This window comes from Stenotrophomonas sp. OVS01A, assembly GCF_019969775.1.
Lineage (GTDB): Bacteria > Pseudomonadota > Gammaproteobacteria > Xanthomonadales > Xanthomonadaceae > Stenotrophomonas > Stenotrophomonas indicatrix.
The window spans coordinates 1,235,219-1,258,642 of the sequence record NZ_JAHXYV010000001.1; the positions used below are offsets into that span (position 1 = coordinate 1,235,219).

The 23,424-nt window shown below is 66.3% G+C and carries 15 protein-coding genes; 8 read left to right on the forward strand and 7 right to left on the reverse strand.

Annotated features, from left to right (window positions below; genetic code table 11):
* Window positions 1–147: 147 nt before the first annotated feature.
* Both LC407_RS05995 and cueR read left to right on the forward strand, forming a co-directional pair.
* Window positions 148–2,649, forward strand: coding sequence for a heavy metal translocating P-type ATPase (locus tag LC407_RS05995; protein ID WP_223482412.1), 2,502 nt, complete (start codon window positions 148–150; stop codon window positions 2,647–2,649).
* Window positions 2,650–2,661: 12 nt separating this feature from the next.
* Window positions 2,662–3,114 (forward strand): Cu(I)-responsive transcriptional regulator, encoded by a 453-nt coding sequence (gene cueR, locus LC407_RS06000; RefSeq protein WP_025874806.1) that lies wholly within the window; start codon window positions 2,662–2,664, stop codon window positions 3,112–3,114.
* A gap of 77 nt (window positions 3,115–3,191) precedes the next feature.
* Here cueR and LC407_RS06005 read toward each other — a convergent pair whose 3' ends face one another.
* Together LC407_RS06005 and LC407_RS06010 are read right to left on the reverse strand one after the other, a co-directional pair.
* Window positions 3,192–3,386 (reverse strand): heavy-metal-associated domain-containing protein, encoded by a 195-nt coding sequence (locus LC407_RS06005; protein ID WP_025874804.1) that lies wholly within the window; start codon window positions 3,384–3,386, stop codon window positions 3,192–3,194.
* Window positions 3,387–3,548: 162 nt separating this feature from the next.
* Window positions 3,549–6,626 carry a TonB-dependent receptor gene (locus LC407_RS06010; protein ID WP_059064082.1) on the reverse strand — a complete coding sequence of 1,026 codons (3,078 nt, stop codon included), beginning with the start codon at window positions 6,624–6,626 and terminating at the stop codon, window positions 3,549–3,551.
* Window positions 6,627–7,694: 1,068 nt separating this feature from the next.
* On the opposite strand from LC407_RS06010, the gene LC407_RS06015 reads away from it, so the two are divergent.
* The 6 genes from LC407_RS06015 to LC407_RS06040 all read left to right on the forward strand — a co-directional run bounded on the left by LC407_RS06015 (window position 7,695) and on the right by LC407_RS06040 (window position 17,614).
* Window positions 7,695–10,133 (forward strand): GH92 family glycosyl hydrolase, encoded by a 2,439-nt coding sequence (locus tag LC407_RS06015; protein WP_189487137.1) that lies wholly within the window; start codon window positions 7,695–7,697, stop codon window positions 10,131–10,133.
* A 96-nt stretch (window positions 10,134–10,229) separates the two neighbouring features.
* Window positions 10,230–11,279: a LacI family DNA-binding transcriptional regulator gene (locus tag LC407_RS06020; protein ID WP_088100695.1), complete on the forward strand. Its 1,050-nt coding sequence runs from the start codon at window positions 10,230–10,232 to the stop codon at window positions 11,277–11,279.
* 75 nt (window positions 11,280–11,354) lie between these two features.
* Window positions 11,355–12,668 (forward strand): L-fucose:H+ symporter permease, encoded by a 1,314-nt coding sequence (gene fucP, locus LC407_RS06025; RefSeq protein ID WP_025874796.1) that lies wholly within the window; start codon window positions 11,355–11,357, stop codon window positions 12,666–12,668.
* 7 nt (window positions 12,669–12,675) lie between these two features.
* Complete coding sequence (locus tag LC407_RS06030) at window positions 12,676–13,671, forward strand: carbohydrate kinase (RefSeq protein WP_025874794.1); 996 nt, start codon at window positions 12,676–12,678, stop codon at window positions 13,669–13,671.
* Window positions 13,668–14,894, forward strand: coding sequence for an AGE family epimerase/isomerase (locus tag LC407_RS06035; RefSeq protein WP_033830987.1), 1,227 nt, complete (start codon window positions 13,668–13,670; stop codon window positions 14,892–14,894). The genes LC407_RS06030 and LC407_RS06035 overlap by 4 nt, the downstream gene beginning before the upstream one ends.
* Window positions 14,895–14,995: 101 nt before the next feature.
* Window positions 14,996–17,614 carry a glycoside hydrolase family 2 protein gene (locus LC407_RS06040; protein ID WP_223482413.1) on the forward strand — a complete coding sequence of 873 codons (2,619 nt, stop codon included), beginning with the start codon at window positions 14,996–14,998 and terminating at the stop codon, window positions 17,612–17,614.
* Between the two features lie 148 nt (window positions 17,615–17,762).
* On the opposite strand, the gene mtnC is transcribed toward LC407_RS06040, so the two are convergent.
* The 5 genes from mtnC to LC407_RS06065 form a co-directional block, all read right to left on the reverse strand.
* Entirely contained in the window at window positions 17,763–18,458 is a 696-nt protein-coding gene (gene mtnC / locus LC407_RS06045; protein WP_223482414.1) for an acireductone synthase, read from the reverse strand.
* Between the two features lie 3 nt (window positions 18,459–18,461).
* A complete protein-coding gene (locus LC407_RS06050) occupies window positions 18,462–19,019 on the reverse strand; it encodes an acireductone dioxygenase (RefSeq protein WP_223482415.1) in 558 nt (185 codons plus the stop codon).
* A 91-nt stretch (window positions 19,020–19,110) separates the two neighbouring features.
* Window positions 19,111–19,752 (reverse strand): methylthioribulose 1-phosphate dehydratase, encoded by a 642-nt coding sequence (locus LC407_RS06055; RefSeq protein ID WP_059064090.1) that lies wholly within the window; start codon window positions 19,750–19,752, stop codon window positions 19,111–19,113.
* 547 nt (window positions 19,753–20,299) lie between these two features.
* Entirely contained in the window at window positions 20,300–21,727 is a 1,428-nt protein-coding gene (locus tag LC407_RS06060; RefSeq protein ID WP_032975512.1) for an amino acid permease, read from the reverse strand.
* Between the two features lie 97 nt (window positions 21,728–21,824).
* Complete coding sequence (locus tag LC407_RS06065) at window positions 21,825–23,300, reverse strand: amino acid permease (protein ID WP_025874781.1); 1,476 nt, start codon at window positions 23,298–23,300, stop codon at window positions 21,825–21,827.
* Window positions 23,301–23,424: the final 124 nt, after the last annotated feature.

Sequence of the window (23,424 nt, forward strand, 5' to 3'; positions counted from 1 at the left end):
TTTGACGGGCAGCCACGCATGGCGTGGCTCTACTGGGCGCGCGCGGGATGGGTGGGTCGTTGGCGGGGTGGGGTGGATTTGACCTTCCCACGATGGCAAGGTCTAGGCTGGTCGCCATCCTCCAGATGGAACCAGGGAAACCAGGCCATGAGCACCTCCAGCCCCACAGCCGTCCACGAGACGGTTTCCACCCTCAGCCTGCCGATCGAAGGCATGACCTGCGCCAGCTGTGTTGGCCGCGTTGAAGCGGCCCTGGCCAAGGTCGAGGGGGTCGCCAGCGTATCGGTCAACCTGGCCACCGAGCGCGCGGACATCCGTTCCTCTGGTCCGGTCGACCGCGATGCGCTGATCCAGGCAGTGGAGAAGGTGGGCTACGAAGTACCCGCCGCGACCACCGAACTGGCCGTGGAAGGGATGACCTGCGCGTCCTGCGTCGGCCGCGTGGAGCGCGCGCTGTTGGCGGTGCCGGGCGTCAGCCACGCCAGCGTCAACCTGGCCACCGAGCGGGCGACCGTGCGCGGCGTTGCCGGCATCGATGCACTGGTGGCGGCGATCGACAAGGTTGGATATGCGGCACGCGCGATCGATGGCGGTACCCAGGTCGACGAGGAAGCGGCGGAAAAGAAGGATGCCGAGCGGGTGGCGCTGAAGCGCGACCTGATCCTGGCCAGCGTGCTGGCGGCCCCGGTGTTCGTATTGGAAATGGGCTCGCACCTGATCCCCGGCATGCACCATTGGGTGATGTCCACGATCGGCATGCAGGCCAGCTGGTACCTGCAGTTCGTGCTGACCACGCTGGTCCTGGCCATTCCCGGCCGGCGTTTCTACCAGAAGGGCTTCCCGGCGCTGCTGCGCCTGGCGCCCGACATGAACTCGCTGGTGGCGGTGGGTACCGCGGCGGCGTTCGGTTATTCGGTGGTGGCCACCTTCATCCCGCGCCTGCTGCCGGCGGGCACCGTGAATGTCTACTACGAAGCGGCGGCAGTGATCGTCGCGCTGATCCTGCTCGGCCGGTTCCTGGAGGTGCGCGCGAAAGGCCGCACCTCGGAGGCGATCAAGCGCCTGGTCAACCTGCAGGCCAAGGTGGCGCACGTCAGCCGCGAAGGGCGCATCGTCGATATCCCGATCAACGAGGTGCTGCTGGGCGACCTGCTGGAAGTGCGTCCGGGCGAGCGCGTGCCGGTGGATGGTGAGGTGACTGAGGGTCGCAGCTACGTCGACGAATCGATGATCACCGGCGAGCCGATCCCGGTGGAGAAGTCGGCCGGCAGCAACGTGGTCGGCGGCACCGTCAACCAGAAGGGCTCGCTGACCCTGCGTGCGACCGCGGTGGGTGGGCAGACCATGCTGGCGCAGATCATCCGTCTGGTTGAACAGGCACAGGGTTCCAAGCTGCCCATCCAGGCCGTGGTCGACAAGGTGACGCTGTGGTTCGTGCCGGCGGTAATGCTGGCGGCGTTGGCCACCTTCCTGGTGTGGCTGATCTTCGGGCCGTCGCCGGCGCTGACCTTCGCGCTGGTCAACGCGGTGGCCGTGCTGATCATCGCCTGCCCATGCGCGATGGGGCTGGCCACGCCGACCTCGATCATGGTCGGCACCGGCCGTGGCGCCGAGATGGGCGTGCTGTTCCGCAAAGGCGAGGCGCTGCAGCTGTTGAAGGACGCCAAGGTGGTGGCGGTGGACAAGACCGGCACCTTGACCGAAGGTCGCCCGCTGCTGACCGATCTGGAAATCGCCGACGGCTTCGATCGTGCGCAGGTACTGGCGCGGGTGGCGGCGGTGGAGTCGCGCTCGGAGCATCCGATCGCCCGCGCCATTGTCGAGGCGGCGACGGAGGAGGGCATCGCGTTGCCGCCGATGATTGATTTCGAGTCGGTGACCGGCATGGGCGTGCGTGCCAGCGTCGACGGTGCGCGGGTGGAAGTGGGTGCTGATCGCTTCATGCGTTCGCTGGGCGTGGACATCGGCATGTTCGCTGCGCTGGCCGACCGCCTCGGCAACGAAGGAAAGTCGCCGCTGTATGCCGCCATCGATGGCCGCCTGGCGGCGATCATCGCCGTCTCCGATCCGATCAAGCCGAGTACGCCGGCCGCCATTGCCGCCCTGCACCAGCTGGGTCTGAAGGTGGCCATGATTACCGGTGACAACGCCGCTACCGCGCAGGCCATCGCCCGCCAGCTCGGCATCGATGAAGTCGTGGCCGAGGTGTTGCCGGAAGGCAAGGTGGAGGCGGTGCGCCGGTTGAAGGCGGCTTACGGGCAGATTGCGTTCGTCGGTGATGGCATCAACGATGCGCCGGCGCTGGCCGAGGCTGATGTGGGCCTGGCGATCGGCACCGGCACCGACGTCGCGGTGGAATCGGCCGACGTGGTGCTGATGTCCGGCAACCTGCAGGGCGTGCCCAATGCCATCGCGCTGTCGAAGGCGACCATCGGCAACATCCGCCAGAACCTGTTCTGGGCCTTCGCCTACAACACCGCGTTGATTCCGGTCGCGGCGGGTGCGCTGTACCCGGTATGGGGCGTGCTGCTGTCGCCAGTGTTCGCCGCCGGTGCCATGGCCCTGTCCAGCGTGTTCGTGCTCGGCAATGCGCTGCGCCTGCGGCGCTTCCAGGCGCCGATGGTCGAGGCGTCCCATGCGGCCCAGTAAAGGAGTGATGGCATGAACATCGGTGAAGCATCGAAGGCATCCAGCGTGTCGGCCAAGATGATCCGCTACTACGAGCAGATCGGCCTGATTCCGCCAGCTGACCGTACCGGCGCGGGTTATCGCGCCTATTCGCAGGCCGACGTGCACCGGCTGCGTTTCATCCGTCGCGCGCGTGATCTCGGCTTTTCGGTGGCCGAGATCACCGACCTGCTGGGCCTGTGGAACGACACCTCGCGGCACAGCGCCGACGTCAAGCGCCTGGCCGAGCAGCACATCGATGATCTGGAACAGCGCATTGAGAACATGCGGCAGATGGCCGATACGCTGAAATCACTGATCAGCTGCTGCGCCGGCGATGATCGTCCCGAGTGCCCGATCCTGCAGCGGCTGGGGGAAGGCGAGGAGGGCGCTGCGCCGGTTGCGGCGCCCACCGGGGCGGTACGCAGGCGCGCGCGCAGGACCTGAGGACGACATACGGAAAAGAAAATGCCCGCCCCGGCAGTTGCACGGGGCGGGCATCGTTCATGCAGCGGCTCAGGCGATCAGGCCGGGCGCGGCGGGAAACCCGCTTCGGTCAGCGCTGCAATGATCTGCGCTTCGCTGGCCGAGGTCTGCACCTGCACGCGGCGGCTGGGCGGGTCGGCCGACACCGTCGCCGCCGGGTCGACCAGCTCGATCGCCTTGGTCACGCTGCGCGCGCAGCCGCCGCAGGTCATGCCTTCCACATGGAATTCCATCTGTAGCTCCTTCGATGCACTTGGGGGTGGAGGCAGTGTGCACCTTGCAACGATGGCAGGGTCAAGGGTTCCCGCGGCGCAGGGGCCACGAAAAACGGCAGCCACCTGTACCAGCGCGGCTGCCGTGGAGGATCGTCCCCGCCCGCAGGCGGGGGTAATGCCTTAGAACTTCCAGTTCACGCCGAAGTACAGCTGGCGCCCGGCATACAGGTTGGACAGCAGTCGGGCCTGGCTGTCATTGCCGATGTAGCTGCGCAGCTCGGACTTGGTGGCGTTCAGCACTGCCGCGGTGACCGTCCAGTCCGGCGTGAGGTTGTAGGCCACGTTCAGATCCAGCTGGCTGTACGGCTTGGTGTAGGTGGTCAGGCCGTTGTTGAGCCCGCCCACCACTTCGCCGCGACGGTTGTACGAGGCACGGGCCAGGAACTTCTCGTTCTCGTAGAACACGGTGACGTTGGCTTGGTTCTTGGCGCTGCCGACCAGCGGCGACGAACCGATCTCTTCGCCATCAAGCACGATCGAGGCCAGGTTGGTGTCGTTGTAGGTGTAGTTGGCCTGCACGCCCAGACCGAAGTCGAAGGTGTACTGGCCATACAGCTCCACGCCCTGCGACACGCCGTCGCGGCCGTTGGCTTCGGTGCTGTACTTCTGCACCACCACCGTTTCACCACCGACGCTCATCTGCTGGTCGCGCACGACCGGCACGGTGAAGTTGTCCACGTTCTTGCGGAACAACGCCACGCCTGCAACCGAACCCGGCTTGAAGTACCACTCCAGGCCAAGGTCGAACTGCACCGCCTTGAACGGCTCCAGTGCCTTGTTGCTGCCCGAGCCGTACCAGCCGGGGGTGTCGGTGCCGCCAGCGACCCGACGATCATTGCTGTATTCCTGGCTGATGTACTGCAGGCCGCCCGGATAGGCGATGCTGGTGTAGCCCGGGCGCGCGATCACCTTCGACGCGGCACCGCGCAGCACCAGGTTGTCGGTGATGTCCCAGGCGATGTTGAAGCTCGGCAGGAAGTCCGTATAGGTCTTTTCCAGCGAGCTGAGGGTATAGACCTTGTCGCGCACCTGGTTGTCCGGCAGACGCACGAAGCCGCCCTGGCAACGCAGGTTCGGATCGGCAGCCGGGTCATCGCAGCTCATCGGCGCACCAGCGGCGTTGTCCACGAAGTAGTCGTTGAAGCGCTCGACCGAATCGCTGGACTGGGCGAACTGCTTGGTGCGCACCACGCGCACGCCGACGTTGCCGCGCACGCGGTCGGTACGGAAGTTGGCCTGGAAGTAACCCGAGTAGATCTTCTCGTTGACGTCGTAGACGAAGTCTTCCTCGGTACGGTTGTGCGAGCCACCGTAGGTCTGGTTGAGGTAGTCGATGTAGGCCGGGTAGTTGATGCCGGGGAACACGTTGGCATTGAAGCCACCGGCGATGTTGCTGATCGGGTTGGACAGGAAGAAGCCCGGCTGCGCATTGCCTGCGGTCGGATCGCAACCGGCCTGGTAACGATTGTTGTCATAGTCGGCCGGGTCCAGGCCCTGGCAGACCCAGTAGGTGTTGCCGGTATTGCGGTGCACCTGGCCGTCGCGGTACTTGGCGCCGAACTGGATGGAATCCAGCCAGCCGGCTTCGAACATCTTGGTGACGTCGGCCTGGAAGTAGTTCTGCTTGACCTCGGTCTGCATCCACGACGAATCGGTGGAGCCGGTATCGACCTCGGCGATGCCGGCCATCAGCTGCTGCTGGATGTCCGGCGAGACGGTCAGCGAAGGCGTGCCGGTCAGGTCCCACGCGGTGTACTGGTTGCCCGCCTGCCACTGGTCACCGACCTTGCGGCGGGGCTTGGCCGACATGCGGAAATTCATCGACGGGCCACCCTTGGACCAGGTGCGGCCGCCGGTGAAGCTGGCCTTCCACAGCGGGCTGATGTCCCAGTCGACGGTCAGATCGGCCGTCTGCGAAAGCGCCTTTTCCTTGCTGTAGCCACCGGTCAGCTGCGGAGTGGGGATGGTGCAGTCATCCGGACCCCAGCCACCCGGCGGCAGGCCAGCTGCGGCGGCCTGGTCTTCGCTGCAGTAATAGGTCTTGCCGGCAAGCTTTTCGTACTGCGCGCCGGTGACGATGCTGCCACTGGGATCGAAGCTCAGCCCGTTGAGCAGGCGCCCACCGGCCCAGTTGCCATCGCCGTTGTAGCGGGCCAGGTTCCACTCCGGCACCTTCAGCATGTTCTGGGTGTAGTCACCCTGCAGTTCGAAGCGGAAGTAGTTCGCGGTCAGGGTCAGGTTGTCGATCGGCTTGAACTGGAAAGTCAGCTGGCCGCCCTTGCGCTCGCGCTTCTCTTCCTTCACCGCGAAGTTCACCGAGGTCGGCATGAAGAATTCGCTGTAGTTCGTGCCGGTCTGGTTGTTGAAACCGGATTGGCCCCACCAGTAGTGGATGCCATCCTGTTCCAGCAGGTTGCCGTTGGCATCGCGCGCGGTGGTGTTGTTGCCGTACCACTGGTAGTCCTCGGTGCTGGTCTCCATGGTGCGGCTGGTGCGCTTCTGCTGGGTCACGCCGACCAGCACGCCGAAGCGCTCGTCCTTGCTGTGCCAGGAATACAGCGCCGACACCTGCGGGTCGACGTCGTGGCTGGTGTCGGACGAGGTGCCTTCCAGGTTGACGTAGCCGGAGTTGGCTTCCATCTCCAGCGGGCGCCGGGTATGCAGGATCACCGTGCCGCCGATGCCGCCTTCGTCGATGCGCGCTTCCGGCGACTTGAACAGCTCGGCGCTGGACAGCATGTTCGACGGCAGCAGGGTGTAGTTGAACGAGCGGGTAGCTTCGTTGTTGGTTTCCGACGAGGCGACGTAGTTGCCGTTCAACTGGGTCAGGGTCAGGTCGGGCGCGAGGCCGCGCACGCTGACCGACTTGCCTTCGCCACCGCTGCGGGTGATGACCACGCCGGGCACGCGCTGCAGCGCGTCGGCCACGTTCTTGTCGGGGAACTTGCCAACGTCCTCGGCGGTGATCACTTCGACCACGGCGTTGGCGTCGCGCTTCTGCTGCAGGCTCTTTTCGATCGCGTAGCGATAGCCGGTGACCTGGACGCTGTCCAGGGTGGTGGCGTCCTGCGTGCCGGTCGTAGCTGACGCCTGCTGGGCGGAAGCGCCAAGCGGGGCGACGGCGGCGGCCAGGGCCAGCGCGATGGCCAGCGACAACGCGTCGTGGCCCTGCGTACGTGTTGAATGCTTCATTGCCATCTCTCCCTCTCTCCTGGATTGATCCGGTGACTGACTGACGCGGAAACTTGAATCGATCTAATTCGTGATGCCGATCTTGCCTTCGCCCTGCAGATGCAACGAGCGTCTGGCAGATGGCCTGACACGTCCTGTCCTGCTCCCCAACTCCCGGGCCATCGCGATGTCGTCTTGGATCGATCTAAGCGATGGGCGGGGCGATTTTTAGCACGGCCAACGCGCCGACGCATGTTGCTGCGCAATATGGCAGCGACGTGTCGTGCAAATGACCCTTCGCGGAAAAATGCTGTAAGCGTTTACATGCGCAGACGGGGTCGGCCGGCCGGGCTGCGCCCGGCACCCGCAGAGGCCTTCAGGCCAGGGCAACAGCACAGCAACTGCAACAGCAACAGCTGGTTTCCTGCGGGATGGCGGGGTGGGTCCGGTTGCGGGGGACGCTGCAAGTACGTCCATGTAAGCTCGGTCGCGCCATCCATGGCGCTCACGCCCCCGCAACCGGACCCACCCCGCCTTCGACAGATTTCCGCGATTTGTCGGAATGGCATGGCGTGGTCCTGGTGGGTGTCGACCTTGGTCGACACGTGGATCCATGCCATGCATGGATGAAATCCAATCGATGATTTCGAAATCGGTAGGAACATCCATTCGCGCACGGCGTGGATCTACCAGATCTCGGGAAACTGTCAGGGGTGGGGCGGTATGGGCAGGGAGGACCGTTGGCGCCATGGATGGCGCCATCGAGCCCCCATGGATGGGTCTACGGCGTGTCCTGCTTGCCCATACCGTCCCGCCCAGCTCGGTAGCCCGCCGTTGCTGTTGCTGTTTTCTCGGCTTGAAGGCCTCTGCGGGGGCCGGGCGCAGCCCGGCCGAAGCATCCCCGCTCATGCTGCGCCGCAGAATGCATTGGGCGAAATTCCCATGGTCTACTTGAATCGATCTAAATCCGCCGGGGTGCGGATTTGTACCGATGGAAACGAGGGCTCGGCCTGTGCGGCCGGTTCTTCGCTGCCGCCCTGCCGCCAAGGAGTCCTGCCCGTGACCAGGTTGTCCCGCCGTCGTCCCGCCCGCCGCCTGTCGGCATTGTCCCATCGGCCCCTGGCCCGCATCGCCTGCCTGCTGGCACTGGCGGTGACGCCCTGGCTGCAGGCCGCACCGGCCGCGCTGGAGCGCGAGGTCAATACCTTCATCGGCAGCAAGGATGACGGCAACACCTTCCCCGGTGCTTCGGCACCGTTCGGCTTGATCCAGGTCAGCCCGATCGGCAGCCACTATTCGGGCTGGCGCTACGACGACGACAAGATCCGCGGCTTCGGCCACTCCTTCCTGTCCGGTGCCGGTTGCTGGGAGCAGGGTGGGCAGGTCTCGGTGCTGCCGGTGACCGGTACGATCGGCCCCGGCGGCGACTTCGATACCGCGGATGCGAAAGCCTTCAATCACAAGACCTATGCGTCGGCCTACAGCCACGACGGTGAGATCGGCCAGGCCGGCTACTACAAGGTGCGCCTGACCAGCTACGGCGGCATCGACGCCGAAGCGACCGCGCGCACCCGCGCAGCTGCCGAGCGTTACACCTTCAGCCAGCGCCAGGGCGATGGCCACGTGCTGGTGAATGTCGGTCAGGCCAACGAGCGCCACTCGGTGATCGGCAGCGTGGTCGATGTGGTGGGTGACCGCGTGGTGGAAGGCAAGCTGGTCACCAAGAGTTTCTGCGGCGGGCACCAGTACACCACCTGGTTCCGCATTGAGTTCGACCGCCCGTTCAAGGCGCATGGCACCTGGGGCGAGGGCGGCGGCCTGCCGGGCGCGCGCCACAGCATGGAAGGCGAGCAGAAGCCGAATGGCGCGTGGCTCAGCTTCGACCTGGCCAAGGGCCAGTCGGTCACCGCCATCAGCGCGATTTCGCATGTGGATGCCGAAGGTGCGCGCACCAACCTGCGCGCCGAGGGCATGCAGGGCGGGGCGTTGCTGGGCTTCGAACGCATGCGCGCGCTGTCGCAGCAATCGTGGCGGGAGCAGTTGGCACGCGTGCGCGTGCAGGGCGGCAATGGCGATGACCGCACCGTGTTCTACAGTGCGCTGTACCACGCGCTGCTGCAGCCGCTCACCGGTAGCGATGCCGACGGCCGTTACCGCGGCTACGACGACGGCATCCATCGCGCCGATGGCTGGACCTACTACGAGTACTTCTCGCTGTGGGACACCTACCGTGCACAGAACCAGTGGCTGGCACTGACGCGCCCGGATGTGGCGCGCGACATCGGCCGCAGCCTGCTGGCGATCGATGAGCAGGGCGGCTGGCTGCCGCGCTGGGGCTATGCCAACTTCGAGACCAACATCATGACCGGCGATCCGGTCACCCCCTTCATGGTCGACCTGTGGCGCTTCGGCGCGCTCAAGGGCCGCGAAGGGCAGGCATGGGATGCGCTGCGTCGCAATGCGTTCGGTACGCCGCCGCTGAACTCGCGTGCTGCCGGTCGCTCCGGCAACCCGACCTACCTGGACAAGGGCTACGTGGTCTACGACCGTGCGTTCCCGTCCAAGGGCATGGATGTCGATCCCCATCATGGTGGTTCGGCAACGCTGGAGTACGCACTGGCCGACTGCGCGCTTTCGCAGATGGCCGATGGGCTCGGCCATGCCCAGGATGCGGCGGTCCTGCGTGAGCGCGGCCGCAACTGGCGCAAGGTATGGGACCCGCAGGTGCGCGACGCCGAGACCGGCTTCACCGGCTTCCCGCGCCCGCGTACCGAAGATGGCCAGTGGTACACGCCGGCCGATGGCCACTACAGCCCGCGCTCGCATCACGGTTTCCATGAAGGCACGGCGTGGCAGTACCAGTGGCTGGCGCAGCAGGACGTGCCGGGCCTGGTCGAAGCGATGGACGGCCGCGAACAGGCCGGCCGCCGCCTGGATGCTTTCTTCGCCATGGACGCTCTGCAGGCCGACCCCCTCAATGCCGCCCGCAAGGAGTGGGTGGTCGGGCCGTACAGCTATTACAACCAGTTCCGCTACAACCCGAACAACGAACCGGACCTGCACTCGCCGTGGCTGTACACGCTGATCGGCCAGCCGTGGAAGACCGCCGCCGTGGTGCGCGCCGCGCAGCAGCTGTTCACCAATGCGCCCAACGGCGTGACCGGCAATGATGACCTCGGCACGATGTCGGCCTGGTACCTGTTCAGTGCGATCGGCGTGTACCCGGCGGTGCCGGGCAGCGGCGAGTTCCTGCTGCATACGCCGCGCTTTGCCAAGGTCGAGGTCGAGCTGGGCAATGGCCGCACCCTGCGCATCGAGGCACCTGGCGCCGATGGCCGCCGCCTGCAGTACGTGCAGGGCGTGCAGGTCGACGGCCAGGCACATGCCCCGGTATGGCTGGGCTGGAGCCAGCTGCAGCAGGGCCCGAAGCTGCGCTTCGCGCTTGACGGGCGGGCGCCGACCGAGGGCTGGGGCACGGCGGTCAAGGACCTGCCGGTGTCCTGGTGCGCGGCACCGGGCAGCCAGCTGCACTGAGCCGGGCTGTGCCGTTCGAGGCAACCCAGCGAACGGCACGGCACGACAGGGCCGCGATCCATTAGGCTTGAGCATCCATCGGAGTGCGGGAAGACGATGAACGACAACAGCGACAGTTCCAGCAAGCGTTCCGGCAAGGCGGTGACGGTGACCGACATCGCCCGTGCCATCGGCGTTTCGCGCGCGACCGTGTCGCTGGTGCTGCGTGGCAGTCCGCTGGTCAACGTCGATACCCGCGCCCGGGTCGAGGCTGAGCTTCGCCGCCAGCGTTACGTCTACAACCGCGCTGCAGCGAACCTGCGGCGGCGCACGTCCTCCAGCATCGCCCTGGTCATCAACGATCTGTCCAACCCGTTCTTCGCCGAATTCGCCTCCGGCGTGGACGAGGCACTGGGCGGACGCGGCTACGTGACCCTGCTCGGCAGTACCGGCGAGTCGCCCGAGCGGCAGCAGGCGGTGCTGTCGACATTGATGGAACACACGCCTGCGGGCCTGATCCTGTCGCCGGCCGAAGGCAGCGATGCGACGCTGCTGCGGCAGGTGCTGGGCGCCAACGCCAACGTACTGCTGTTCAACCGCGAACTGGACGGCGCCGACTGGGACTTCCTGACCCTGGACAACCAGCATGGTGCCTACCTGGCCACCCGTCACCTGATCGAGCGCGGTCATCGCCAGATTGCGTTCTTCGGCGGCCACGCGGCATCGAGTTCCTGCCACCAGCGTCGTGCCGGTTTCCAGCAGGCCCTGGCCGAGGCCGGGCTGGCATTGCCGCCGGGCTGGATGATCGAATCTGCACCCAACCGCCTGGAAGCGGCCGCGCGCACCGATGAACTGTTCGTCGACGGCCATCGGCCGAGCGCAGCGGTCTGCTACAACGACACCGTCGCGCTGGGCCTGATGCTGGGCCTGAACTCGCGCGGCATCCGTCCCGGCGGTGACTTCGCGGTGACCGGCTTCGACGATATTTCCGAAGCGTCGGTTGCCGTGCCGCCGTTGACCACACTGACGGCCGACCCACGCGAACGTGGGCGGCAGGCGGCCTCGCTGCTGCTGCAGCGGCTGGAGGAACCGGATGCGCCACCACGGCGCACGGTCGCCCCGGTACAGTTGCGCATCCGCGAAAGCAGCGCCGCACGTCCGAATTGAATTGATGCTTCGCTCCTGAACTGATTGCACCCTTCCACGCACCAACGACCTTTCGCGCATCGAGGCGCGTACCGCATGCCGATCTCCGCAACGCCCCGCCCATCAGGTTCCCCGGGCAACCAGCCTGCCGTCACCAACGGCAAGGCGCTGGCCGTGGTCACCACCATCTTCTTCATGTGGGGCTTCCTGACCTGCCTCAACGACATCCTGATTCCGCATCTGAAGGCGGTGTTCGAGCTGAACTACGCCAAGGCAATGCTGGTGCAGTTCACTTTCTTCGGCACCTACTTCCTGATGTCGCTGCCGGCAGGGCGGCTGGTTGCAGCGCTGGGTTACAAGAAGGGCATCGTCGCCGGCCTGGTGATCGCCGGCATCGGTGCACTGGGCTTCTGGCCGGCCGCTGAGCTGCGCGTCTATGGCGCCTTCCTCGGTGCATTGTTCGTGCTGGCCACCGGCATCACCGTGCTGCAGGTGGCGGCCAACCCGTATGTCGCCCTGCTTGGTCCGGAGCAGACCAGTTCCAGCCGCCTGACCCTGGCGCAGGCGCTGAACTCGCTGGGTACGGCCATCGCGCCGATCTTCGGCGGCATGCTGATCCTGTCCAACACGGCCATGAGCGGCGAGCAGATCGCCGCGCTGCCGGCCGCCGAGCAGCTCGCCTACCGTACCGCCGAGGCACACGCAGTGCAGGGCCCGTACGTCGGCCTGGCCGTGGCGCTGGTGCTGCTGGCCCTGTTCGTGTTCCTGTTCCGCCTGCCGGCGCTGAACGACACCACCGAGCAGGCTGACCAGGGGCATCAGCACAGCTATCTGGATGCGCTGCGCAAGCGCCACCTGCTGCTGGGCGTGCTCGGCATCTTCTTCTACGTCGGTGCCGAAGTGTCGATCGGCAGCTTCCTGGTCAACTACCTGTCGATGCCCACGATCGGCGGCTTCAGCGAGCAGGAAGCCACCCACTATGTGTCGGCCTACTGGACGATGGCGATGATCGGTCGCTTCGCCGGTTCGGCGCTGCTGGCGCGCTTCTCGCCGAGCCGCCTGCTGGCGATCTTCGCGCTGGTCAACGTGGGCCTGCTGACGCTGACCATGATGACCTCCGGCAATGTCGCGCTGTACTCGGTGGTGGCGATCGGCCTGTTCAATTCGATCATGTTCCCGACCATCTTCGCGCTCAGCATCGAGCGTCTGGGCCCGCTGACCAGCAAGGGTTCGAGCCTGCTGATCATGGCCATCGTCGGTGGCGCCGTGGTGCCTTACCTGCAGGGCGTCCTGGCTGACCACATCGGTGTGCAGGCCAGCTTCATCCTGCCGCTGCTGTGCTACGGCTACATCATTTTCTACGGACTGGTCGGCGCCCGCGCGCCGGCTGCCGGCACGCAGGGAGGCTGAGTCGAAAATGGGTTCCATCGTCTGCTTCGGCGAAATTTTGATCGATCTACTAGCGCAGCCGCCGGCCTCGGCCGATACCCCGCGCGCGTTCCTGCAGTACGCCGGAGGTGCACCGGCCAACGTCGCGGTGGCCGCCGCGCGGCTGGGCGCGAAGACCCAGTTCGTCGGCATGCTCGGCCGCGACATGTTCGGCGACTTCCTGGCGGAGAGCCTGAGCGAACACGGCGTCGGCACCGACTACATCGTGCGTACCGACGCGGCCAAAACCGCGCTGGCCTTCGTTGCACTGGACGCGGGCGGCGAACGCAGCTTCAGCTTCTACCGTCCGCCTGCGGCCGACCTGCTGTTCCGTGACAGCGATTTCCAGGCGGGCTGCTTCGATGGCGCGCAGTGTTTCCACGTCTGTTCCAACAGCCTGACCGAAGCGGACATCGCCGAAGCGACGTTCGCCGGCATGGACCGTGCGCGTGCGGCCGGCGCGGTGGTCAGCCTGGATCTCAACCTGCGTCCGGCGCTGTGGCCGGCCGATGTCGACCCGACACCGCGCCTGTGGCAGGCGCTGGAGCGCGCCGACCTGGTCAAGCTGTCGCGCGAGGAACTGGACTACCTGGCCGCCCCGCTGGGCGATGACGGCGAGGCGCTGGTGCTGCGCCGCCTGCTGGCCGCGCAGGCACGCTGGGTGATCATCACCGACGGCGCCGCCACGCTGCATTGGTATACCCGTGAAACGCAGGGCAAGGTCAGCAGTTTCCGCGTCGCCACCGTGGACACCACCGCTGCCGGTGATGCCTTCGTCGGCGGCGTGCTGGTTGGCCTGCTGGAGCGGGGTGGGGCGGGTGCGGGCTTTGCCGCGTTCTGCCAGGACCCGCAGGCGATCGCCGCCACGCTGCGCTTCGGCGCCGCCGTTGGCGCACTGGCGGTGACCCGCAAGGGCGCGTTCGCTGCAATGCCCTCGTTCGATGAAGTGCAGCAGCTGCTGCAGCTACAGGATCTCCCCGCATGAGCACCTCGCCCGATTTCCGTTCCCCCACGTTCCTGCGCGCCCACATCGCCGACACGATGGCGTTCTACCATCCGCGCTGCATCGACCCGAAGGGCGGCTTCTTCCATTACTTCCGTGACGACGGCAGCATCTACGATGCCAGCCATCGTCATCTGGTGAGCAGCACCCGCTTCGTCTTCAACTACGCCATGGCCTACCGCGAATTCGGCAACGCCGAGTATCGCGACGCGGTCGAGCACGGGGTGCGCTACCTGCGCGAGGTTCACCGCAACCCGGCCACCGGCGGCTACGCCTGGACCCTGCGCGATGGTGTGGTAGAGGACGACATGAACCACTGCTACGGCGTGGCCTTCGTGCTGCTCGCCTACAGCTGTGCGTTGAAGGCAGGCATCGAAGAAGCCCGCACGTGGATGGACGAAACCTGGCAGCTGCTGCAGGCGCGCTTCTGGGAAGCCGAGCACGGCCTGTACAGGGACGAGGCCGACGGCCAGTGGAACTTCACCGGCTACCGCGGCCAGAACGCCAACATGCACATGTGCGAGGCGATGCTGGCCGCGTTCGAGGCCAGTGGCGAGCAGCGCTATGTCGAGCGCGCGCTGCAGCTGGCCGACAACATGACCCGCCGCCAGGCGGCAAAGGCCGGCGGTCTGGTCTGGGAACACTACGACGTCAACTGGAACATCGACTGGGACTACAACCTGGACGATCCCAAGCACCTGTTCCGGCCGTGGGGCTTCCAGCCGGGGCACCAGACCGAGTGGGCCAAGCTGCTGCTGATCCTGGACCGACACGTGCAGGCCGACTGGCTGGTGCCGACCGCGCAGCATCTGTTCGATGTGGCCGTAGAGCGCAGCTGGGACGAGGTGCGCGGCGGCCTGTACTACGGCTTCGCCCCGGAGTCGCGCCGGCAGCCGGGCATGGACGGCGCGCCGATCGGCGGTGACAGCTTCGTCTGTGACGACGACAAGTATTTCTGGGTGCAGGCCGAGACCCTGGCCACCGCCGCGCTGATGGCCGCGCGCACCGGCGACGACCGCTATTGGCAGTGGTACGACCGTATCTGGGCGTACTCGTGGGAGCACTTCGTCGACCATCGATACGGCGCATGGTTCCGCATCCTCGACGCCGACAACCGCAAGTACAGCGATGAGAAGAGCCCGGCCGGCAAGGTGGATTACCACACCATGGGTGCCTGCTACGAAGTGCTGAACGTCGTGCGTTGAGGTCTGCCGCGCTGCGCGCTCGCCGGACGTGGTCCGGCGCTACCGTGGCGTGAGGCATTGGTAGCGCCGGGTCATACCCGGCGGAAAAACAGGAGTATCACGTGCATCGCATTTCCAACGCTGTCCGTCTGCTGCTGTTGTTGATCGCCCTTGGCGCCTTCCCGGCAGGCGCCGCACCGCTGCAGGCGCAATGGGAGTTCCGGCTGCTGCCCGGCGACGCCCAGGGCGCGGCCCATCCTGGCCTGCAGCAGTGGCGCGCAGCCACGGTGCCAGGCAGCGTGCACACCGATCTGCTGGCGCATGAGCTGATCCGCGATCCCTACGTCGGTGCGCCCGAAGCCGAGCTGCAGTGGATCGGTCTGGCCGACTGGGAGTACCGAGCCCGTTTCGATGTGGACGCTGCCAGCTTGGCAAAGGCCCATGCCGAGCTGCGCTTCGACGGCCTGGACACCTATGCCGAGGTGACGCTCAACGGCAAGCCGCTGCTGCGCGCCGACAACGCCCACCGCACCTGGCGCGCCCGCGTCGAAGGTCGCCTGCGTGCGAAGAGCAATGAGCTGCAGATCGTGTTCCGTTCGCCGATCCGCACGCTGCTGCCCGGCGTGCAGGCGATGCCGCACAGGATTGCCGGCAACTATCCTTCGCCCTACGGTGATGAACCCAAGGACGCGATGGTCGGCAACTTCGCGCGCAAGCCGGCGTACCACTTCGGGTGGGACTGGGGCCCGCGCTACGTTACTGCCGGCGTCTGGCGGGGCGTTGACCTGCAGGCATGGGATGCGCATCGGTTGACCGATGTGGCCGTACGCACTGATTCGCTTGATGCAGAAAACGCAAAGCTGGCGGTAGTGCTGCAGGTGGAACAGGATGCGGTCGCCGCTCCGATTGCGGTGGACGTTGAAGTGCGGGATCCCGACGGCCGCAGCGTCGCACGGGTGCAGCGCACGGTCGAACTGAAGCCCGGCCGGAACAGCGTGGACGTGCCGGTTGAACTGGCCAAGCCGCGGCGCTGGTGGCCGGTCGGCCATGGTGCGCAGGACCGCTACACCGTGCAGGCGCGCCTGGACGGCAGTGCCGATCCGGTGCTGGCACGCGAACAGCGCATCGGCCTGCGCACCGTCGAACTGCGCCGCGAGCAGGACGACAAGGGAGGGCAGGGCTTCGCCTTCGTCATCAACGGGGTGCCGATCTTCGCCAAGGGCGCGAACGTGATCCCCTTCGACGCCTTCCCCGCGCGCGTTGATGCTGCGCGCCTGCGCCAGGTACTGGTCGCCGCGCGCGATGCCAACATGAACATGCTGCGCAACTGGGGCGGCGGCTACTACGAGGACGATGCGTTCTTCGACATCGCCGACGAACTGGGCCTGCTGGTCTGGCAGGACTTCATGTTCGGCGGTGGCATGCAGCCGGGTTACGACCCGGCATTCCGCGCCAGCGTGGTGGCCGAGGCGCGCGACAACGTGCGCCGGCTGCGCCACCATCCCAGCATCGTGCTGTGGTGTGGCAACAACGAAGAAGAAACGGCGTGGAAGGACTGGGGCCACGGCCGCGACCTGAAGTCCGCCGATCCGGCGTTCGCGGCGAAGGTCTGGCAGGGCTACGTTGACCTGTTCGGCAACGACCTGCGCCAGGTGGTGAGCGAAGATGGGTTGGGCGTGCCGTACTGGTCCAGTTCGCCCAGCAACGACCTGGACGAGAAGGCCAACGACTCCACCCGTGGCGACAAGCATTACTGGCAGGTGTGGGGCAATCCGGCATTGCCGGTGCAGGCCTATCTGCGCGAGACCCCGCGCTTCATGTCCGAGTACGGCCTGCAGGCCTGGCCAGCGGTGGCGACGGTGGACCAGATCGCCACCCGTGCCGAACAGCGCATCGACAGCCCGGTGATCCGTGCGCACCAGAAGTTCATGGCCGGCGAGGGCAATACACGCCTGCTGCACTACATCGAACTGGGCTACGGCACGCCGAAGGACTTCGAGGACTTCATCTACCTGAGCCAGGTGATGCAGGCCGATGGCATCGCCCTGGCGGCGCTGCACCATCGTGCTTCGCGACCTTACACGATGGGCTCGCTGTATTGGCAGCTCAACGATGTCTGGCCGGGAGCATCGTGGTCGAGCGTGGACTACTTCGGTCGCTGGAAGGCGCTGCACTATGCCGCGCGGCGCTTCTTCGCGCCGGTTACGGTGGCCGCACTGCGCGATGAAGGCAGTACGCGCGTGCGCCTGATCAACGATGGTGCCGCGCTGGATGCACGTTGGCGCCTGCGGGTGATGGACGTGGAGGGCAAGGTGCTGCGCCGACGCGAGCAGGCGGTGACCCTGGCTGCCGCCGGGGTGACCGATATCGGCACCTACGCGGATGCCGAGCTGCTGGCCGGCGCTGATCCGGCGCGGACGGTGGCGGTGTTCGAGCTGCTGCAGGATGGCAAGGTGACGGCGCGGCAGGTGGTCGGCTTCGTTGAAGCCAAGGACCAGGTGCTGCCACGCCAGCAGTTGACGTCAACGCTGGCGATCGACGGTGACCACTATCGCCTGCGGCTGCACAGCGCTGCGCTGGTGCGCGCAGTCTGGATCGATTTCGGCGCGCTCGACGTGCAGGTGGAAGACAACCTGCTGGACCTGCTGCCGGGCGAAACCCGCGACATCGCCGTGCGTGGCCCGGTGGATCTGGCTGCGCTGCGCGAGGCCTTGAAGGTGAAGACCCTCAACGACCGTTGAGAGAGGCGCCCTGGTAGGTGCCAACCTTGGTTGGCACGCTTTGGGCGGGCATTACGAATGCCAACCGAGGTTGGCATCTACCGAAGGCGGTTTCCCGCAGCGTACCCGGTAGCGCCGGGCCATGCCCGGCGAGCGCAGCGGATAGCTGTTAGAACTGGATCTGCTGGAAGTTCTCGACGCGATCATGGCCGTTGGCGGCGTCGCCGATGCGCGGCATCGGGTAGTCGTCCAGGCGATCGATCAGGCGTGTCTGCAGGCCGGCTTCGCGGGCGGCGTCCAGTTCCTCGACCACGTCGGACAGGAACAGGACCTCGCCAGCGGGAACGCCGATGGCCTGCACGATGTGGCGGTAGCTGTCGGCCTCGCGCTTGCCGCCCACTTCGGTATCGAACCAGCCCGACACCAGCGGACTGAGATCACCCGCGTCGCTGAAGCCGAAGAACAGCTTCTGCGCCGGCACCGAGCCGGAGGAGTACACGTACAGCGGCAGGCCCGAGGCGTGCCAACCCTTCAACACCGGCGCTACCTCCGGGTAGAAGTGCGCGGTGTAGTCGCCACGACGGTAGCCTGCGTCCCAGATCAGCCCCTGCAGGGCCTTCAGTGCGGTGTGCTTGCGGTCCTGGTCGATCCAGCCCTGCAGCGTCTCGGCCACCAGGCTGTCCTGGCAGGCGCCGCCGATCTCGGTGGCGATTGCATCCAGCCAGCGACGCACCTCCGGTTGCTGGCCATGGTCGGCGACGAAGCCGGGCAGCGCCTGGCGTGCGTACGGGAACAGCACGTTCTTGACGAACGAGATGCTGCTGGTGGTGCCTTCGATGTCGGTCAGGATGACGCGGGGCTGCATTGATCAGGACGCCTGGGTCGGAATGTAACGGGGGAATTTCTGCGCGATGTCGGTGCCGGTGAAGTGACCGACCCAGCCATCCGGTTCGGTGAAGAAGCGGATCGCCACGAAGCTGGGCTCATCACCCATGTCGAACCAGTGGGTGGTGCCGTCGGGCACGGCGATCAGGTCATCCTTCACGCACTCGATCTCATAGACCTTGTCGCCCACGTGCAGGGTGAACAGGCCCGAGCCGGCGACGAAGAAGCGTACTTCGTCTTCCTTGTGGAAGTGTTCGTCGAGGAATTTCTTCCTCAGCTCGGCGCGGTTCGGGTTGTCCGGGGCGATCGAGGCCACGTCCACGCTCTTGAAGCCGCGTTCGGCAACCAGGCGGTCGATGTCGGCGCGGTAGGCGGCGAACACTTCGTCCTGGCTTGCGCCCGGGGCGACCGGCGCGATGGCCTGCCAGCGCTCAAAGGTGACGCCGATCTTCTGCAGTTCGGCAGCGATGATCGCGCCGTCCTGGGTGTCCAGCAGCGGCGATTCGGGATGGGTATCGTCGTAGATGCGCAGTCGGCTCATGGCGGCAGCTTGAACGTCTCGGGGAAGGACAGGGTAGCAGGGTGGCGTTGATGGCCTGATTCCAGAACGGCATCTGGCCGTGCCGGAAACTTCAGCGGCGCAGCTTGCGCAGCTCCAGCTCGCAGTGCAGCAGGAATTCGAACGCTTCCATGTGCCGCCGCGCTTCGGCCATGTCGCGGCCCCAGGCATACAGGCCGTGGCCGTCGATCAGGTAGCCCCAGAGGGTCTGCGTGTCGAGCAGGGCGTCGACCTGGGCCGACAGCACGTCCATGTCCTGGGTGTTGGCAAACACCGGGATGTCGATGGCCATCTCGTGGGTGCTGTTGCCCGCGAAGGCCTTCAGCAGTTCGTAGCCTTCCACCCGGATATGGCCCTGCGGTGCATACAGGCGCGAGGCGATGGTCTGCACCGGCGAATGCGTATGCAGCACGCAGCCGATCTCCGGGAAGCGGCGATACAGCTGGGTATGCAGCAGGGTTTCGGCGGACGGGCGCAGCGGGCGGCCGACGGCCTTGCCATCGAAGTCCACGACCATGATGTCGTCTTCGATCAGGCGGCCCTTGTCCTTGCCGGAGACGGTGATCGCGGCGTGGCGGTCGTCCAGGCGGTGGGAAAAGTTGCTGCTGGTGGCCGGGGTCCAGCCGGCCTGGGCCAGTTCGCGGACGTTGTCGATCAGCAGCTGGGCCAGTTCGCTCAGGCGCGCGGTGTCGTAGGGGAAGGTGGGGGTGTTCATGGGGGCGATTTTACTGGATTCGGCCAACGGCTGAGCCCCTCGTGGCTGGCGTCAGAAGCAGATTCCGTGGGTTGGCCGGTCGGGTAGGCTGCGCAGGGGACGCCGTAAACCCGTCCATGGGGGCTTGGCCGCGGCATCCATGCCGCGGACACCCCTGCGCAGCCCACCCGACCGGCCACGGACAGGTTCCGCGCGGCCAGCCACGGATTGAAGAAAGAAAGGCAGAAGCGGGTCGCTTCGCTGCGCGTGCTCGGAGCGGAGCATGGCTCCGCTCTACAGTAGATTCGTCCCCGAACATTCATGTCCCGGAACGCTTCATCCACGCATGGCGTGGATCTACCGGACGGGGCAGGAGACTGTCGGAGGTGGGGCGGGTTGGATTCGCGGGGGTGTCCGCGGCATGGATGCCGCGGCCAAGCCTCCAGGGACGGATTCACGGCGTCCCCCGCGAATCCAACCCGCCCCGCCAAACCCTCAGCCCAGCTGTTGCCGTTGCTTCGGCTTCAACGGCGGGTGCAGGGCCGCAGGCCCTGCGATGCAGAAAACCTTACTTCCCGCGCAGGCGGCTGTGTTTGAACCCGTAGAAGAAGTAGATCACGAAGCCGACGAAGGTCCACACGCCCATCAGCATCCAGTTGTGCAACGTCATCGCCGACAGCAGCGCCAGGCAGCTGATCACGCCCAGGCTGCAGACCAGCCATGCACCCGGAATGCGGAACGGGCGCGGCAGGTCGGGCTGCGTGCGGCGCAGGATCAGTACGCCGGCGCAGACCGCCGCGAAGGCGATCAGCGTGCCCATCGAGGTCAGCTCGCCGAGGATGTCCAGCGGGAACAGCGCCGCCAGCAGGGCGATGCCGATGCCGGTGATGACGGTGTTGATATGCGGCGTGCGGTACTTCGGGTGGATCTTGGTGAACACCGGCGGCAACAGGCCGTCGCGGCCCATGATCATGAAGATGCGCGGCTGGCCGATGATCATCACCAGCACCACCGACGACAGGCCGATCAACGCACCGATTTCCACCACCACGCGCAACCAGCCCAGCTGCGGATGCGCGGCCACGGCGGTCACCACCGGCTCATCGGTGCCCAGCAGCTGGTAGGGCACCAGGCCGGTCATGACCGCGGCCATCGCGATGTACAGCACCGTGCAGATCACCAGCGACAGCATCATGCCGATCGGCATGTCGCGCTGCGGTTTATGTGATTCCTGCGCGGCCACCGATACCGCTTCGAAGCCGATGTAGGCGAAGAACACCATCGCCGCGCCACGCAGCACGCCTTCCATGCCGTACTTGCCGGGGCCTTCGTTGGCCGGGATGAACGGGGTCCAGTTGCTGGTGTCCACGTACTTCCAGCCGACCACGATTACCAGCACGATCAGCCCGGTCTTGAGGATGACCATGGCCATGTTCATCGCCGAGGATTTGCTGATGCCGACGTAGCACAGCCAGGTCAACAGCAGCACCAGGATCGCGGCGGGAATGTTGGCGATGGCGCCGGTGGGCCGCAGCTGCGCATCCAAGGGGGCGCTGACCAGCGCCGCCGGTAGATGGATGTCGAAATGGCTGAGCAGGCTGAGGAAATACCCGGTCCAGCTGACCGCCACGGCCGAGGCGGAGACGCCGTACTCGAGCACCAGCATCCAGCCGATGAACCAGGCCGAGAGCTCGCCGAAGGTGGCGTAGGTATAGGTGTAGGCGCTGCCGGAAACCGGCACCATCGCCGCGAACTCGGCATAGGCCAGGGCGCAGAAGGCGCAGCAGATCGCGGCCAGCACGAACGAGAGCATGATGGCCGGGCCGGCGTGGTTGGCTGCGGCCTGGCCGGTGATGACGAAGATGCCGCCGCCGATCACGGCGCCGATGCCGAGTGCGGTCAGGCCCCAGGGGCCGAGGTGGCGACGCAGGCTCAGGCCGTTGGCGTCTTCATGGGCGGCATGCGGATGCTTGGTGGCCCACAGTTGCTTGAACATGTGTGGTGGTCTTGTGCGATGCGCCCGGTGACCGGGCGCGGGCGGAAATGCTTGCGGATATCGACGGGCCGGCGCAGGGGCCGGCCCGTCGGGAGGATCAGGGCGACTTGGCCAGCTTGCTGTGGCGCATGCCGTAGCCGAAGTAGATCAGCAGGCCCAGCACGGTCCAGCCTACGAACAGGTGCCAATGCACCACGAACGCCTGCCAGAACAGGAACAGGCACGACAGCGCGCCCAGCGGGCAGATCACCCACACCAGCGGCACGCGGAACGGACGGTGCAGCTCCGGGCGGGTGTAGCGCAGTATCAGCACGCCGATGCAGACCGTGGCGAAGGCCAGCAGGGTGCCCATGGAAACCAGTTCGCCCAGCACGTTCAGCGGCACCAGGCCGGCCAGCGACGCGGCGATGACGCCGACCACGATCGTGGCCCAGTAAGGCGTGCGGAAGCGCTTGTGGACCTTGCCAAACACTTTCGGCAGCAGGCCATCGCGCGAGATGGTGTAGGCGATGCGGGTCTGGCCCATCATCATCACCAGCACCACCGAGGACAGGCCGGCGATCGCGCCGATTTCCACCGCGGTCTTCAGCCAGGACAGGCTCGGGTAGGCTTCCAGCGCGGTGGCCACCGGCTTGTCGGTGCCCAGCAGGTGGTAGGGCAGCATGCCGGTCAGCACCGCGCAGACGATGATGTAGACGATGGTGCACACCGCCAGCGAGCCGAGCAGGCCGATCGGCATGTTGCGCTGCGGGTCCTTGGTTTCACCGGCGGCGGTGGAGACCGCATCGAAGCCGATGTAGGCGAAGAACACGATGGTGGCCGCGCGGAACACGCCGCTCCAGCCGAACTCGCCGGACACGCCGGTGTTTTCCGGGATGAACGGGTGCCAGTTGGCCGGGTCCACGTGGGCCGCGCCGATGCCCACGAACAGGCAGATCACGAAGACCTTGATGGCCACGATGATCGCGTTGACGAACGCGGACTGGGTCACGCCCACGTACAGCAGGCCGGTCACCGCCGCCACGATCAGCACCGCCGGCAGGTTGAACAGCTTGCCGGAGGCGGCGAACTCGTGCCCGTTCCAGGCGATCGGCGCCGCGCTCAGCGCGTCCGGGAACGGCATGTGCAGCGTGGTGGTGATGAAGCTGATCAGGTACGCCGACCAGCCCACCGCGACCGAGGCCGAGGCGAACAGGTACTCCAGCACCAGGCACCAGCCGATGAACCAGGCCATGCCCTCGCCAAGCGTGGCGTAGGAGTAGGAGTAGGCGCTGCCGGAGACCGGCATCATCGCTGCGAACTCGGCGTAGCACAGGCCGGCCAGCGCGCAGGCGATGCCGGCGAACACGAACGACAGCATGACCGCCGGGCCGGCGTGGTTGGCCGCGGCCTGGCCGGTAAGCACGAAAATGCCTGCGCCGATCACCGCACCAATGCCAAGCATGATGAGGTGTTTCGCCGTGAGGGTCCGTTTCAACGTGGCTTCGCCATCCAGGCTGCCTTCGATGGGTTCGCCGGCATCGACGTGCCCGGCCGGTTCGACCGGCTTGACCCTCAACAGAGCTTTCAGCATGCAGTACTTCCTGATGATCGGATTGGGAGGGCCGCCAGTACATTGCCGGCGGCCTGGAATCGTGAAAGCCGTGCGAACGGCCCGCTGTACCTTAGCCAATGCTGAAGGCACCGCACAAGCGCAA